Raw genomic sequence first — 15446 nt, forward strand, 5'->3', positions numbered from 1 at the left:
GACACGCAGGCGATACAGCAGCTAAAAGAGAGCGTGTTGAATCGGTTCATGTTTCGATGGGCTGGCGCTGTGGGGAATTGAATGCGGCGAACGCTGCAATCTATCAGGGGGCACTCTACCTTTTCGATTCGCCCCCGTCCAATTTGTGCCGTCGTGGTTCTGGACATCACAGAAATCGCAGGCCGGACCAAGCGTCGTTCCCGCGGCAGTTGCAGTGTAGCGAAAGGCGTCAGGCGGATTTTCGGTGCCAGTGCGGCCGCGTCATGGAAAAGACCCCCGTCCCCTTAATGCGTCTTCGGTCTCTCCGAGACCGATGCTGTTGTGGTTGTCGTGATGTCAGTGTCTCGGAGAGACACTGCTACGCGAAGAGTTTGCTTCGTCTATCTTGGCGACCAATCCAAGATCGGCCAACGCGACATAGGCGGCAGGGATGGCGATCAACACAAGGACCGTGGATGCCAACAGGCCGAAGCATACGCTGACGGCCAGCGGGATCAGCACCTGAGCTTGGCGACTGGTTTCGAACAACAGCGGAGTTAGACCGGCGATCGTTGTGGCTGAGGTCAGCAGGATCGCGCGGAAGCGAAGTCGGCTGGCATGTTGAGCCGACTCGATCACTTTGCTTAATTTGACACGTTCTTGCTTAAGAAACAGCACCAACAAAATGGAATCATTCACGACCACGCCGGCCAGCGACACAAATCCCAACACGCTGGGGATCGACAGCGAGTTCCCCGTGATCAGGTGTCCCCAAATCACGCCGATCAACGCCATTGGGATCGCTGCCATCACGATCAGCGGTTCCGTCCAGCTTTCGAACTGGTAACTCAGGATCGCGAACACACCGATCAAGCCCAGTACGAACGCTTGCAACATGGAGTTCCCCGTTTCGGCTGACTCTTGCGATTCACCTTCAATCTGAACGCGAACGTTGGGATGTTGCTCTTCGATTTCGGGGATCGCTTTACGACGGAACAAACCCATCAGCGCCGCCGTGTTGGCCACTCGCGTGTCGACTTCGCCGATCAACGTCACGGTGCGACGACCGTTCAGCCGCGCGATCCGAGACCAACCCGTCGCCACGTCGACTTTGGCAACCGCCGACAAAGGAACGCGACTGCCATCGGTCAAGACCACATGAAAGTCAGCAAAGTCCGCCAGGCTGTCTCGGTCCGACGTTTTCAATCTGGCTTCGATTTCATAAGCCTCCGTGCCGACTTGGATTTCATCGGCGACGGTGCCTTGGAACGCCGCGCGAACTTGATCGGCGATCGTGGTCACATCCAATCCCAGTCCCACGGCGCCCTCATCCAAACGGATGCGATATTCCTGTTTGCCCGGACGCAAATCATCGGTCAGGTTATAGACACCTTCGTACTGATCAAAGAACGCCAAGCCCTGTTGCGCTGCCGCTTTTGCATCGTGAAGACTGTCGCTTTGAAAGCGGATTTCGATCGGTCGCCCCGCCGGTCCAAACGCCGCTTCGCCGTACGTGACACTGATCGCATCGGGCAGGTTACCGACCTCTTCACGCCACGCCTGAACCACCGCGTCGATCCGAGTCGATCGGTTTTCGGGGCTCAATAAATCCGCCGTGATGGTTGCCACGTGCGAACCCGATTCGAACGCGTCTGCGTTGGTTCCGAATTGCACCTGAACGGTTTCAACCAGTTCGCGACCGTCGGGTTGGTCCGGCGTGAATTCTTTGTTGACTTCTTCCAGTCCAGTCGTGATCCGCTGGACGATCTTTTCGGTCCGCTCGATCGGCGTGCCTTGAGGCAACAAGATACGGGCTTCGACGATTTCGCCTTCGGTCGTGGGAAAGCCTTGAAAGGGAACAATGCCGCTGACGACCAGGGCCAACGATGCCACGAACAAGCCAGCCAGGCTTCCCAAGAACAAGTAACGCCAACGGATCGCCCCATCGACGCACCGCCCCATCACCGATTCACGCAGCCAGTCCAACACGGTGTCGATCGCACCACGCATTCGGCCGGACCTTTCCAAGCCCGAATGTCCCAGCGAGTGACCAAGGTGGGCGGGCAAAATGATGAACGCTTCGATCAAACTGACCGCCAGCACCAGGATCAACACCATCGGGATGACCTGCAGCACCTTCCCGATGAAACCCGCCAGCGACGCGAGCGGACCGAGCACGCAGATCGTGGTCAGGAACGATGAAACGACACCGCCGGCAACCTCTTTGACGCCATCGACCGCGGCCTGCATCGCTGGTTTGCCCATGCCAAGATGCCGGGCAATGTTCTCGGAAATGACGATCCCGTCGTCCATCAAGATTCCCGTTGCCAACAGCATCGCGACCAACGTGATCATGTTGATGGTCAGCCCCAGCATCGGCATCAAGAACAACGCACCAAGGAACGAGACCGGAAGACTCATCACGACCCAGAACGACATCCGCAGGTTGAAGAACATCCACAGCGTACAGAACACCAGGATGATCCCCTGCACCGCGTTCTTCAGAACCAACCGCAAGCGATCGCGGATCAACGTCGACATGTCGTTGACGACGGCGATGTTCACGTTCGGTTGACGCTGGCGTTCGGCTTTCAAGAATTCGTTGACCGCCGTGGTCACGCGGATCGCGTCTTGCGTTTTTGTTTTTTCGATCCGCAATACACCGGCCCGCTCGTTGCCCAGCAAGCTTTTGACTTCTTCGTCTTCGAACAAATCGACGACTTGGCCGAGATCACGCAAGCGAATCTCTGCTCCGCCACGCGTGCCTTTGATAATCAGGTCCTCGAGCTCCTCCGGCGTGCGACGCTGTTCCACAAAACGCAGCAGGACTTCGTTGTCGCGTGTTTCCAACGCACCGGCCGGAATGTCGATGCCCTGACGTGCGATGACTCGGGCCACGTCGGCCGCGGTCAAGCTGTAACGTCGCAGCGCTTCTTCGGACAGCTCGACGCGAAGCTGGCGATCGGAAAATCCGCCCAGTTCGACCAGCGACACTTGCGGCACCTGTTGCAAGCGGTCCTTTAGGTTTTCGCAGTAGATCTTCAAGTCGCCCGTTGGCATCGGGCCGGTGACCAGCAAAACCATCACCGCTTCGGTGCGTCCGAGTTGCGTGATGACGGGATCTTCGACGTCGACCGGAAACTCCGTGATCGCTTCGACTTCGGATTCAATGTCGTCTTGGAAGATCGAAATGTCGGCACCGTCCCGCATTTCGACCGTGATCACCGCGACGCCTTCCTGGGAATCGGAGCGGACTTCTTTAACGTTTTCAACGCCGTCGATCGCGTCTTCGACTCGTTGGCAAACCGCCTCTTCGACTTCCTCTGCCGTCGCACCGCGGTACAAGATCTGAATTTGGATTTCCGTCGCGGTGAACTCCGGAAACGTCTCGCGTTCCAATTTGGGAAGCGCGAACAGGCCCGCGATGATGAACAACAACATCAACAGATTGGCCAACGTTGGATGGCGAGCGAATTGATCAATCATCGCCGTCTCCGGTGTTGCCGGTTTCGCCATGGTTTGTTGCGACCGGCACACCCAGGTTGGCACCACTGGCGTCAGTGATCACTCGGTCGAGCAGTTCATCGTCGGTGACCGGATCGATCAACATCCCTTCAACGGCTGGCGTCGGATCGGACACGATCAATGTTTCGCCACCGGACAGGCCGCTGCGGATGACGGCGAACTCCCCTTGCACGAACGCGACTTCGACCGGCTGTTTTCGCAAACGTTGTTCGTCGTCCAACACATAGACATGACCGTCGTGAACGGTGTGCCGCGGGACGATGACTTGGTTCGGACGAGGTTGACCGATCAGGGTCACGCGGCAATACGTACCCTGCAGTAGCGGCGGTCGGATACCGGGAATGACTTGTTCATACGGATCATCCACGCCGACCACCATGCTCAGACTGCGAGTTTGCAGGTCCAGCGATTCACGGACACGCATGAACCGTGCGTCCCAGCGAGCGGGGATATCCGACGATGCCATCTCAACAACGGCGCGGACGTTGAAGACATCACGCACACGCTGCATCGAGAACTCTTCCAGTGATGCCGTTTGCGAATCGTTCTGAATCAGCCGCCGCACTTCACGCATCGGAGCCTGGGCTTCGACTTCGACCAGATCGATGTTGTAGGCCTCGAATAGAGTCTGGCCCGTGCCGACGTACTGGTCGACGTCCAACGTGACCGTGCCCAATCGGCAGTGAAACGGAGCACGGATCTCGGTGTGCTTGAGGTCCAATTTCGCTTGAGCCAGTTGTGCTTGCTTGAGTGCCAGGTTGGCTTCTTGACTTTGTTTGCGTGCGGGCAACAAGTTCAACGCACTGGTTTGGTCCTGCAGGCGTTGCTGCTGAGTAAAGATCGACCGTTGTTGTGTGTCCAATTCTGATTGTGACGTGGCACTTCGCGATGCCAGTTGTCGCAAGCGTTCCATTTCACGCTGAGTCACATTCAGCGCTTCGCGTTCGATCGCTATTGACGCTTTCAAGTTCTCTTCGGTTCGTATCAGCTCGTCGATCAACGCTTTGGCTTGTTCGATCTCGGCTTCCAGTTGAGCGACCGCGTACTCGTATTCGGTCGGATCGATCCTGAGCAGCAACTGATCTTTGTTGACAAACGAACCTGATTCCAGCTCCGGATGGACTTCCACGATTCGGCCGTCCACCTCCGCCACCGCCTGCCACGTTGCGCCGGGCGTTGCGGTGCCGTAGCCAACAACGCGTGGAACGACGTCGACCACGGGAACATCGATCACACGCAGCATTCGCGATGCTTCGTCGGCGACCTCCCGTTGCGGTTGCGGACGGTTCCCCACGATCCAGATCGCGACGAAGATACCCGCGACCAACGGCGGAATGAACAGTGACCGCATGCCAAATCGCGTGAGCGTTTGCATGATCTTGGATCGAGTTTTTTCAGCCAACGCAAGTCTCCGTCATTCGGGCATCCTTCATGTCGCCAAACGCAATGGGATGGATCCGATTGGCCAGGCGGGGTGAGGCAGAAAAGTCGCAGGAACACCACTTGGGTGCAGCGAAGGGAAGGTCGTTCGGGGCCACTTGATCAGTCTTTCAATGCGATCAGTCTTTCAATCCGATCAGTCTTTCAATCCGATCAGTCTTTCAATGCGTGGTTCGCGAGGTTGGATTGCATCTTCTGAAGCACCTTCTGTATCTCGGCCACCTGCGTTTTGGTGATGACTTGCAGAGCGCTTTTGCGAAGATCATCGAGCAACGGCAGCTCGGTTCGCAGTTTCTTTTCGCCACGAGAGGTCAAACCGACCATCAAGATCCGAGCATTTTTGGGCGATACGCTTCGCTTGATGAACTTGTGATCGACCAGGCGGTCTAGCTGCCGCTTGACGGTCGTCGGGGTACGAACCATTCGCGATGCCAAATCGTTCATGCTCAGCGGTTCGCCCATATCAGCCAACGTGATCAGGGTTTGAGTTTCGTCTGGTGTAAATGGCCATTCGGCTTGCTTGAGCACCGCTTCCATCCGGATTCGCATCAGATAGGCGATCCGCCCGATCGCGAATCCCGGCGTCGATTCGGAATCAAACTGCATGGCCGCCCTCCGGTGTTTTCTCAAATGAACAAACAAAGAGGCCTGACCCCTTTAAGGGGATCGGGTGAGGTGGATGCAGTGGCCGCCGCCGGGGGCGAGCTTTGCGTGTAGGACGTCGCCGCGGTGTGCGGTGGTCTGGCGGACTTGGTAGTCCTCGCGGCGGTGCAGGTAATGCGCGTCGTCCGCGTCTTCGTACAAGGTGACTTGGTAGCTCGTGTCGGGATCCAAGAAATCCAATTTGATTTCAAGGGTGCGTGATTCTTCGTTGGTCGCCGAACCAATGAACCATTCGGATCCCGAGCGGCGAGCCGAAACAATGTATTCTCCGATTTCGCCGTCCAAGATCCGTGTTTCGTCCCAGGTCATGGGCAGCTGACCGAGGAACTGAAAGAGGTCAGCCTTCGATTCATAGGCTTCGGGACAGTCCGGCAAAAAGGAAAGTCCCGAGAAGACAATGAGGGTTCTTGCGGTTTCGGCGACTACGGTGCTGGGAACGTTTTCGAAGATCTTGGGGCGGTCCTGCGCCGGATTGTTCAAGGTGAATAGGCCGTTGCACATGTCCAAGGGGCCGGCAACCATGTTCACAAAGACTTGTTCGCAAAACGTGGATGGCGTGAACGAACGCATGGCGTCCGATTGGGCATGGCAAAATTCACGTGAGACATAATTCGGCCATGTGCGACGATCACCCGAGGGGGGCACGGGGCCGTCATGGAAGTCACACAACAGCTGATACTTCGCACAAAGCTGAACGATCTGTCGGGTCTTCAACACCTTTTGTTGCCCATCGCCTTTCATGAACCCGTACTTGATGCCGGCGGCGCCCCATTGCCGATACAAGGCCAGTGTTTCTTCAAACGAACCGTGATCGCGGGCCAGGTCGTTGAAGTACAACAGAATTCCGACATTCTTTTCGCGTGCGTATCGAATCAATTCGGGGATGTCGATGGGATCCTGCCAATCCGCTGGAGCAGGCTTGGGAACCAGTCGCGGCGAATCCGGATCGGGCTGGACCAGCAAGTAATTACGACTGGTTTTTGGATCCGAGTCCTTCTTGAACTCCAATCCGTACCATCCCGCGTCCAGCACCAGATATGACACGCCACACCGTGATGCGAAATCGATGAATCGGCGCCAACTGGGCATGTCCAGCCCGTAGGTGAACCCGTCGTCGACTTTCGCGCCCCATGCCCGCCAATCCCACATGGCCAATCCTGGTTTGATCCATGATGTATCCGAAATCTTGCAGGGCGGATTGAGGCAAAACAAAACGGGGGAAACCAGCAAGTCGCCGGCGCTGCGACCGACCAGCACGACACGCCAGGACGTGGCGGTATCACGGGTGATTTTGGACGGTGCCATGCGCGCTCGAAAACCGTGCACATTCGATGGCAGTGCTGTCAGGGTGAAGGGGGCATGGTCGTAAATCGCCGCCTCGACGACTGACAGATGCACGCCATCGGAACATCGCACGACCAGCGGGATCAAAGATGTCTTCGCTTGATGAAATTTGCGGAGCGGTTGGGGCCCGACCGGATCGTGTTCGCGGTTGTGGGCCCAGCCGATGTCGTCTTTGGTGAATCGAAACTCCGTCAGGTCGTCGCGGATGTCAATGGACGAATCCCAACCCCGCCCGAAGGCGTAGCGTATTCCGATACCGCTGTTGAAAACCCTTGCGATCACCTGGATCTCACGACCATCACCGGACAATTCACGAAGCTTCCAATCCAATTGTCGATAGTGGTTTTGATATTGGGCGAATTTTCCCCACGTTGTCTTAACCGCTTCGTTCTGTTCGTTGACCGACGCAGAAACCTGCTCCAGCATGCCAAGTTCGTCACCGGCAATGCCAAGCCCCAATCGACCGGACTCCAACCGCTGTTGCCCGCCATAGAAAAGCGTCCATCTGGGAACGCCGGATTCCAACACGAATTCGGCCCGAAGCAGACCATCCGGGCTGGTGACTTCGATTGCCTGTCCGATGGTGGGAACAAGGCAAAGGCACAGAATGCAACAGGCGGTCGCGAACGATCTCATGGTCTGCAATTCCGGATTAAGATTCCGATAGGCCGTTCGTTTGGGAACCGAACATTCCTATCGTCAAATTTTGTGAGCGGGGGAGACGCGACGTATTCCAGCGATGGTCGCCGCGAAGCGTCCACTGGCATTCTATCGGTGACCGATTCGCATGCTGACAAACACACTGCGATCCGATGGATCTGCGTCAATCCGCCCGACTGTCCAGAGCCCGTACCATGCTTATGAAGATGGACAGGTCGGGATTGGTGTTTTGGCCAAACGACTGCAACTCGGGGATGGCGAGCATCAAGTCCTCCAAACGCTGTTGTGCTGATTTCGGTTGGTCGACGTGTGCCGTGTAGATTTCGGCCAGTCCTTCTTCCAGGCGAGGTTTTAGGAAGGTCAGTGTGCGGACGTATTCCGCATTGTTGGAGTCTTGGAATTGGTGGTCGATCTCGCGGAAGAGGCGATCCAAATGGTAGGTGATCCGAGCGTACGCATTGTCGTCGATCTCTTTCATCGCCTTTGCCACATCCTGCAGCGACATGCCATCGGTGGAGTACCAACTGAAACTAGGGTGTGTCAGGGTTTCGGCCATGAAATCCGTTGGCATCTCCAACCGGCCTTCTCGCTGCAGTTCGACTGCGGCTGCAAACAATTCTCGGGGCATCAGCCAGTCGGGAGCGGTTGGGCTGGTTTGCGTTTGCATCCCTCCGCCTCCGAAACCGCCGAAGCCGAACGAGTTTTCATAGGACCAACGTGTCGTGTTCGTTTCGGGATCAAGCTCACGCCGTTGGTATTCGGTGATGGATTCCCCGGCACGCTCGATCACATAGTCTGCGATCCAGGTGGGAGGTTCGATGTGCGGTCCGCCTTGGCCCGTGATTCGTACTGCGGTTTCCCAGGCGTAGTGCCGCGCGTCATAGGCTTGGTCGATTGTCGTATAGGAGACGCGACTTTGACGGTCACTTTGCGAAGCGATGGGTTGAAGATCGTTGGACGCTTTGCCAAGTACTCGCAGAAGGCCTTCCACTTGCGATCTTCCCTGCTCCGTCTCGCCAAGTCGGCTCAGGTAAGCCGCGGCAGAATCCTGGCGTTCTGGGTAACGCGTGTTGACATACACGCCGGTGACGAAGTGCTTGAGAAGCAGGATTGCAGCGATCTTGGCTTTTTCGTTTCCTTCGACCAACGATTCTTCCAGTGCGGCAAGGCCTGGCGATGGAAGGTAGTGGGGAAACGTTTGGGTGAGATAGCCCATGAATCGCGAAGACGGCGAAGGGAGGCCACCGATCAGGTTGACGTTGCCGCTTTGATCGGGATTGTCCTCGATCAGCAGCGAGCCGTGTTCGTTGGCCATTTGCAGCGTGACTCTTGCTGCTTCCGCACGTTTTGGCGTGTCGCGTGAAAGCAATTCGACCGCACGCATGGCTTGTCCGATGCGTTCGATTTGTTGTTCCTGACGAAAAACACCCAACCAATGATCGAGGTCTTCGCCCAGATAGATTTTCTTATGGGTCGGGTTGTCGGCCGACGCGACTGGTTTTTGATTGTGCGGTTGAGTCGCCGATTCGCTTCCTGGGATGGTGTCTTCCTGTACCGAGACGCTGGTGTCTTTCCCGTCTGTGGTGACCGTGACAAGGCCACGATCGGTTTTGATTTGAATCACGACCGTTGCCAGCAAGACGGCTGCCGCGAACCATCCGAGTGGCCCGAGCCAAGCGGGCATCCGATTGCGGGGATTGACCGGCGGCGGTGCAGCCGGATTGTTTAGCGGGGGGAAGGTGGGGATGACCGGTGCGTCTGGCACTGGCGTCGATTCCGCACGCCGCAGCAACGCTTTCAGATCCGCATCGACCGACCATGATGAAAGTCGTTCGGCCACCGCAGATGCATCCGGTCGTTGATCCGGTTGGCGATGCATCATTCGGCTGACAAAGCGTTCCAGTTCGGCGTCGACCGTCGGATCGAAATCGCTTAGTGGCGTCGGGATGGATCGCCCCGATTCGCCCGTGATCGCCAACACTCGGGCGGCCAAGCCGGCGTCACCCGCGTGCGGCCAGCGACCTGCGATCAGACGATACAGGGTTGCGCCCAGCGAATAGATGTCCGAAGCGGCATGGACGTTTCGACTGTCCAGCAACTGTTCCGGCGACATCGCGGGCAGCGTCCCCATCAGATGTCCGACCGTCGTCAGTCGATCATCGGCGGCCAACGGATCATCGCCGGCAAGCACCAACCCCAAGTCCAGAAGTTTGACGGTCCCGCCACGGGTCAGCATCACGTTGGACGGCTTGATGTCGCGATGAATCAGACCGTGGTCGTGAACGTGGGCCAAGGCGATGGCGGTTTGACGCGCGATTTCGCAAGCATCCGCGATGGGAATCTTTCGCAATCGGTGGGCCACGCGGCCGACATCCATTCCCTGCAAATATTCCATGACCAGATAGTGCCAACCGGAATCCGTGCCCGCATCGGTCGCGCGAACAATGCCGGGGTGTTCTAGCGCGGCAACCGTGGTCATTTCACGATCGAATCGATCCAGCCAGCCTGGTTCGGTAACACGATGTGGCGGCAGGAACTTGATCGCGCAACGTCGTTTCAAACGGTTGTGGCGTGCCAAACACACCATCCCCATGCCACCTTGGCCCAGTGGTTCAAGGATTTCATACGGCCCGATTTGTTCCAATGGAACTTCCATCGGACGCTGGACGCCGGTGGACATCAATCGTGCGATGGCGAACTGGCAGGCGGATTCACCAAAGATGGAATCTTCATCGGAATCCATATTGGTAAGGCCATTCGTTTTCGAAACCGAACCCGGAAGCCGCGATTGGCAGTGTTCGCATTGATCGACGTGCTGTGCCGCAGATTCAAATTCGTCTTGGGAACAGTTCCCATCGATCAAACGAGTCAGGACGTCCAGCGACGGGCAATCGGTGCGGGTGGCGATCATGGCAGGCTTTCGGTGCGAGAGGGCGATCGGACAACCATGCAACGATGATTCGGATCTGGATTGGACACCCTCAGCAAGAAAATTCTTCCAATTCTTTTCTCAGCCGCTGCAGCACACGGGCGCGAGCTTTGTAAACGGTCCAGCGACTGACGCACATTTCTTTTGCCACGATCGCCGGGTCACAGCCTTCGACGGCAGTACGCCAAAACATTTGCCAGGTCTTGGGATCGGTCGAGTGCCGGAGGACTTGCAGCAAGCGTTTTTGAATCGACTGGATATCGTCGGCTAGTTCGCTGGGAGGATTGTCATCGGCTTGCTCGGACCATCGCAAGTCTGCATCGTCCAAGAAGATCGGCGCTCGTTGATCGGCGCGTTGTCGATCCCGAAGCTTGTTGCGTGCGATCGTCCACAGCCAACCACGAAAGGTGGCGCCGGAGCGGTCCAGATCGAATTCGGGAAGAGCCTTGGCGACTGACAGAAACGTGTCTTGCATCACATCGGCCGCGTCTGCCGATTGGACCCCGCAGCGTCGAATCCAGCGATAAACGATCGGGCCATACACCTGGACCAGCGTGTGCCATCCTTCTTCATCACCCAATCGGGCTCGATCCAACAACGATGGATGCGTCGATGGTTCCTGGAGGGTGCCGCGGTTCATGGAATGACGATATGGCGGTGCGTGTCGAACGGTGCGATGGCGGATGCCGGCGTTTGGCGCGCGGATCGACGGTAGCTTTCCAAGATAGCACCGCGTACGGACCGATGGCGGGCGGTGGTGCTAGGGGCGAGTGCGGCCAGCGTTTTCGGCGGATCGATAGGCGTCGGCCAAGCGTTCGACGATTTCCGGATACTGCTGGGCGACGTCGTGGCTTTCGCTGGGGTCTTTGGACAAGTCATACAGTTCGTGACCACGGTCTTCGTCGCTGCCGTAACGATAGATCAGCTTCCAAGTGCCCGTGCAAACGGCCACGGCGCTGTCCTTGCCGTTACCCAGAATGAACACCGCTTCGCGATGTGGGATCTCGGTCCGTTGTCCCAGCAATAGCGGCAACGCACTGATGGAATCTTCGGCGGCGTCGGCGGGAAGGTCTCGATCGACCACATCGGCGATGGTGGCAAAGACGTCGGTCAAGTTGATGGTTTTGTCGGACGTGGTTCCCGGCGTGATCATTCCCGGCCATCGAGCGATGAAGGGAATGCGGTGGCCACCTTCGTAGGAGTAGCCTTTGCCGTCACGCCAAGGTCCGTTGGTCACGTGCCCCATCTTCTTGGCATCGGCCTTGGCAGTTTTGAATTTCCGGCGCACCTCGCCCGAGTCGTCGGCCAAGTTCAAGTGAACGTTCTGGGTGCCCTTGAAATCCTTTGGGGTGGAACCGTTGTCGCTGGTGAAGATCACCAATGTGTTCTGGGCAATCCCCAGGTCATCCAGCGTGTCCAAGATCTCGCCGACATGAGCGTCCAATTCCTGGACGTGATCACCAAACAAGCCGGCTTTGCTGGTACCGCGAAACTGTGCGGCCGGCGTCACGTGCGTGTGTGGCGCACAGGGGGTGAAGTACAGAAAGAATGGCCGTTGTGCATTGCGCCGGATGAAGTCGATGGCTTTTCGGGTCAGCGTGGTGTCGACTTGGTCTTCAACACGTGGTGATTCCAAGCCGTCGGGAAAGTCTTGGCCTTTGACGATCCGGTAAGGCTGCCCCGGTTTACGACCGACCAGGTCATGGTTTTCGATGAACGCCCGTGTGGAATCATTGTGGTTCGATGGCACGCCAAAGTGGTAGTCGAATCCGACTTCCAGTGGTCCGGTGATGGGCAAGCGGTTCCAGTCCTTGCTGTAACCCAAGTGCCATTTGCCGATCGCCGCGGATGTGTAGCCAGATTCTTTTAAGAATGCGGCGATGTTCATCTGGTCGGAGCTGAGCCGATAGCCGTTTCCCTTTTTATGCAATCGCCACGGGGATCGACCGGTCAGCAATCCGTAGCGTGATGGGGAACAAAGCGAAGCAGCGGAATGTGCGTCGGTCAAACGAATGCCTTCGGCCGCCAATCGGTCCATGTTCGGTGTTTTGATTTTGGTCGCGCCATAGCAGCTGACGTCCCCATATCCCAAGTCGTCCGCAAAGATGACCACGACATTGGGTGATTCAGACGCGGCGATGCGGCCGGTCGTCGTCAGCCCCGCCGACACGGCGATCAGCCAGAATAAGAGGGCGATGCGCCACAGGTTTCGAAACTGTTGGGAGTTCAAACCTGGGTGGAAAACACGAATAGGACGCGGGAAAGCGGGGATGTTCATGGTGGGAATGGGATCGTGGATGCTGTCGAGAAGCGAACGGCGATGCCGTTGGACAAAACGCGGGAGTACATCGTAACCGGGCCAGGTGTGGCTCGTGATCAATGAACTGTCGGGCCGTTTGCGATTTGGCATTCGGCAGTGTTTCGCGACCATTGAAATTGTCGGTACCCACCAGGCATCACGGGAAAGTCGAATCACTGGTGTAGAGAGCTTGGCGAGTTGCCGAGGCTTCTGTCGTGCGCCGAGTCGTTAGTCTGTAGGGTCGTTCGTCTGTTTGTGCCGAGCAGAGTGGTGTCAGTTCCGCTTCACCCATCGCCAAGTTGATCAAGCTAATGAAAACGCACGCGTTTCTTTCCGCTCCGACCGCCATCGTGACCTGTTTGTTCGTTGCAGGATCGTTTTTCCATGATGCGGTCCATGCTGACCAATCAAAGCCATTGAAAGTCTTTGTCTTGGTGGGCCAGTCCAACATGCAGGGGCATGCGAATGTCGAGACGCTGGAGCATGTCGGGATGGATCCGGCAACCGCACCGCTGCTTGCCAAGGTTCAAGACGCAGAGGGACGGCCAAAAGTTGTCGATGACGTATGGATCAGTTCATTGTCCAATTCGGGTGAAAAGCATGGACCGCTGACGACGGGCTTCGGGGCGAATGATCAAAAGATCGGTCCGGAGTTAATGTTTGGGATCGCGATCCATGAATTGCTAGATGAACCCGTCTTGCTGGTCAAAACGTCCTGGGGCGGCAAAAGCCTCCATACGGATTTTCGGCCGCCCAGCGCCGGCCCCTACGTCTTTCAATCCCACCAGATCCAACGTTTCGAACAACAGGGCAAAGACGTGGAAAGCATTCGTACCGAGAAACGAGAGGCCACCGGTCGGTACTATCGTTTGATGATCGAACATGTGCGGCGCACTCTGTCGGACATTGGACGTGTCTATCCCGATTATGACTCCAGTGCGGGATATGAATTGGCCGGGCTGGTTTGGTTTCAAGGGTGGAATGACATGGTCGATTCGGGGACTTACCCCGATCGTGATCAGCCGGGTGGCTATGCGAAATACAGCGAACTGTTGGGCCACTTCATTCGCGACGTCCGGCACGATCTTGACGCTCCGGGGCTACCGATCGTGATCGGTGTGATGGGCGTCAACGGCCCGACGGCTCTGTACACGACACAACAAAACCGCATCCGCGGCGTGCACCAAAATTTTCGTCACGCGATGGCGACGCCAGCCGAGTCGCCCGAGTTTCAGGGCAACGTGCGGGCGGTGTTGACGGAGAACTACTGGGATCAGGAATTGGCCGAGCTTCGCACCCGAGACAACCAGATCGGTCAGAAGATTCGCACGCTGAAGAAAGAACAGAAAATGACTCGCCAAGAAGAGTCGGCGATGCGGGATCGGTTGCGAAAAGACGAATTCACCGAAGCGGAGTGGCAAATTCTGTCCACTGGTGTTTCCAACGCGGAATACCACTATTTGGGATCCGCCAAAATCATGTTGCAAATCGGCAAAGGGTTTGCCGAAGCTATGGCAGAGATGCAGGACTGATTGTCGGCTGGATCCGTGGGGACCTGGGCTGTCTATCGTTTCGGCGTCATCAGCGTAAGGTTATCCAGATACACGTGACGTTCGTGAGCGGAGACGCCTTTGCCGCCGTAGTAGTAGTTCAGCCAATACGATTTTAAACCCAGTTGATTGGTGTTTCGCATTTGAACATCGGTCTTATCCAAGACGAGTTCGCCGTCGACCCATGCTCGCAAGACACCATCAGGTCGGCCCGGCGTGTTGATCTTGCAGTACTGGTCGATGTGGTACCAACGTCCGGTCTTGATCGCGGCTGCGGGACCGGTCCAGCGAAATGAATCGCCGTACTTGCCACGCATGCGAGCATGGTACGTGTAGTAAGACAGACCCAACGTTCCATCATCGTTGGTATGGATGCCGCCACGTGCGGACCAACCGTTGATGCCGTCCGATGGTTTGCCGCCCCAGCCAACGCTTTCAATGCCGCTCCACCCCGGTGCTTTGCCGCCGTAGCCGGAAAAGTTGTCGGCAAAACAAACGTCATAGCTGGCATAGACCTCGTCCGGAAGCGATCCCAGATGCCGCTGGAACATCAGCTGAGGAGCACAACCGTAGTGGCCGTCTTTCGCCACAGTGACTTGTAAGACTTTGCCGGTCGACCGACCGTCGCCACTTGGTGACGGGACGTCGGAACGATCCGACGAATCAACGCATTGCATGTTCTGGCGATGACCGACGTCGTTCCAATCGCTCAGCCAGTCGGCGTCTTCAAAGCCGGTGGAATAGATGACGCGAAGTTCCGTGGGATTCGGCGGCTGGATTGGCGAGGCTGATTGTGCATTGCCGGATGTGACGGCCAGAAGTGTGATCAGGATCGCGGATTGGACGATGCGAGACGGTGAATGTGGCATGGTGGTTGGTAGGTGGGCGGGTAGGCAGGTAGGCAGGTAGGCAGGTAGGCAGGTGGGCAGGTGGGCAGGTGGGCAGGTGGGCAGGTGGGCAGGTGGGCAGGTGGGCGGGTAGGCGGGTAGGCAGGTAGGCAGGTGGGCGGGTAGGCAGGTAGGCGGGGAGCAGGCGGAGGCGGGAGGCACTCTAGATC

At 57.2% G+C, this 15446-nt stretch carries 9 protein-coding genes; 1 reads left to right on the plus strand and 8 read right to left on the minus strand.

The window, feature by feature from the left end; translation table 11 throughout:
- Window positions 1–336: 336 nt before the first annotated feature.
- The 7 genes from HFP54_RS11765 to HFP54_RS11795 all read right to left on the minus strand — a co-directional run bounded on the left by HFP54_RS11765 (window position 337) and on the right by HFP54_RS11795 (window position 12818).
- Entirely contained in the window at window positions 337–3465 is a 3129-nt protein-coding gene (locus tag HFP54_RS11765; protein ID WP_168565285.1) for an efflux RND transporter permease subunit, read from the minus strand.
- Window positions 3458–4879 carry an efflux RND transporter periplasmic adaptor subunit gene (locus HFP54_RS11770; RefSeq protein WP_235951692.1) on the minus strand — a complete coding sequence of 474 codons (1422 nt, stop codon included), beginning with the start codon at window positions 4877–4879 and terminating at the stop codon, window positions 3458–3460. Before HFP54_RS11770 ends, HFP54_RS11765 begins: the two co-directional genes overlap by 8 nt.
- Window positions 4880–5097: 218 nt before the next feature.
- Entirely contained in the window at window positions 5098–5550 is a 453-nt protein-coding gene (locus HFP54_RS11775; RefSeq protein WP_168565287.1) for a MarR family winged helix-turn-helix transcriptional regulator, read from the minus strand.
- A gap of 51 nt (window positions 5551–5601) precedes the next feature.
- Window positions 5602–7587 carry a glycoside hydrolase family 97 protein gene (locus tag HFP54_RS11780; RefSeq protein ID WP_168565288.1) on the minus strand — a complete coding sequence of 662 codons (1986 nt, stop codon included), beginning with the start codon at window positions 7585–7587 and terminating at the stop codon, window positions 5602–5604.
- A gap of 187 nt (window positions 7588–7774) precedes the next feature.
- Window positions 7775–10522 carry a serine/threonine protein kinase gene (locus tag HFP54_RS11785; protein WP_168565289.1) on the minus strand — a complete coding sequence of 916 codons (2748 nt, stop codon included), beginning with the start codon at window positions 10520–10522 and terminating at the stop codon, window positions 7775–7777.
- A gap of 70 nt (window positions 10523–10592) precedes the next feature.
- The gene (locus tag HFP54_RS11790) at window positions 10593–11180 is read right to left on the minus strand and encodes an RNA polymerase sigma factor (protein WP_168565290.1); all 588 of its coding nucleotides are present in this window, start codon (window positions 11178–11180) and stop codon (window positions 10593–10595) included.
- A gap of 120 nt (window positions 11181–11300) precedes the next feature.
- Complete coding sequence (locus HFP54_RS11795; protein WP_168565291.1) at window positions 11301–12818, minus strand: sulfatase family protein; 1518 nt, start codon at window positions 12816–12818, stop codon at window positions 11301–11303.
- Window positions 12819–13150: 332 nt separating this feature from the next.
- Between HFP54_RS11795 and HFP54_RS11800 the strand changes: the two genes are divergently transcribed.
- Window positions 13151–14371 carry a sialate O-acetylesterase gene (locus tag HFP54_RS11800; RefSeq protein ID WP_168565292.1) on the plus strand — a complete coding sequence of 407 codons (1221 nt, stop codon included), beginning with the start codon at window positions 13151–13153 and terminating at the stop codon, window positions 14369–14371.
- A gap of 32 nt (window positions 14372–14403) precedes the next feature.
- Here the strand turns inward: HFP54_RS11800 and HFP54_RS11805 are convergent, their stop codons facing one another.
- Window positions 14404–15258, minus strand: coding sequence for a polysaccharide lyase (locus HFP54_RS11805; RefSeq protein WP_168565293.1), 855 nt, complete (start codon window positions 15256–15258; stop codon window positions 14404–14406).
- Window positions 15259–15446: the final 188 nt, after the last annotated feature.

The organism is Crateriforma spongiae (assembly GCF_012290005.1).
Classification (GTDB): domain Bacteria; phylum Planctomycetota; class Planctomycetia; order Pirellulales; family Pirellulaceae; genus Crateriforma; species Crateriforma spongiae.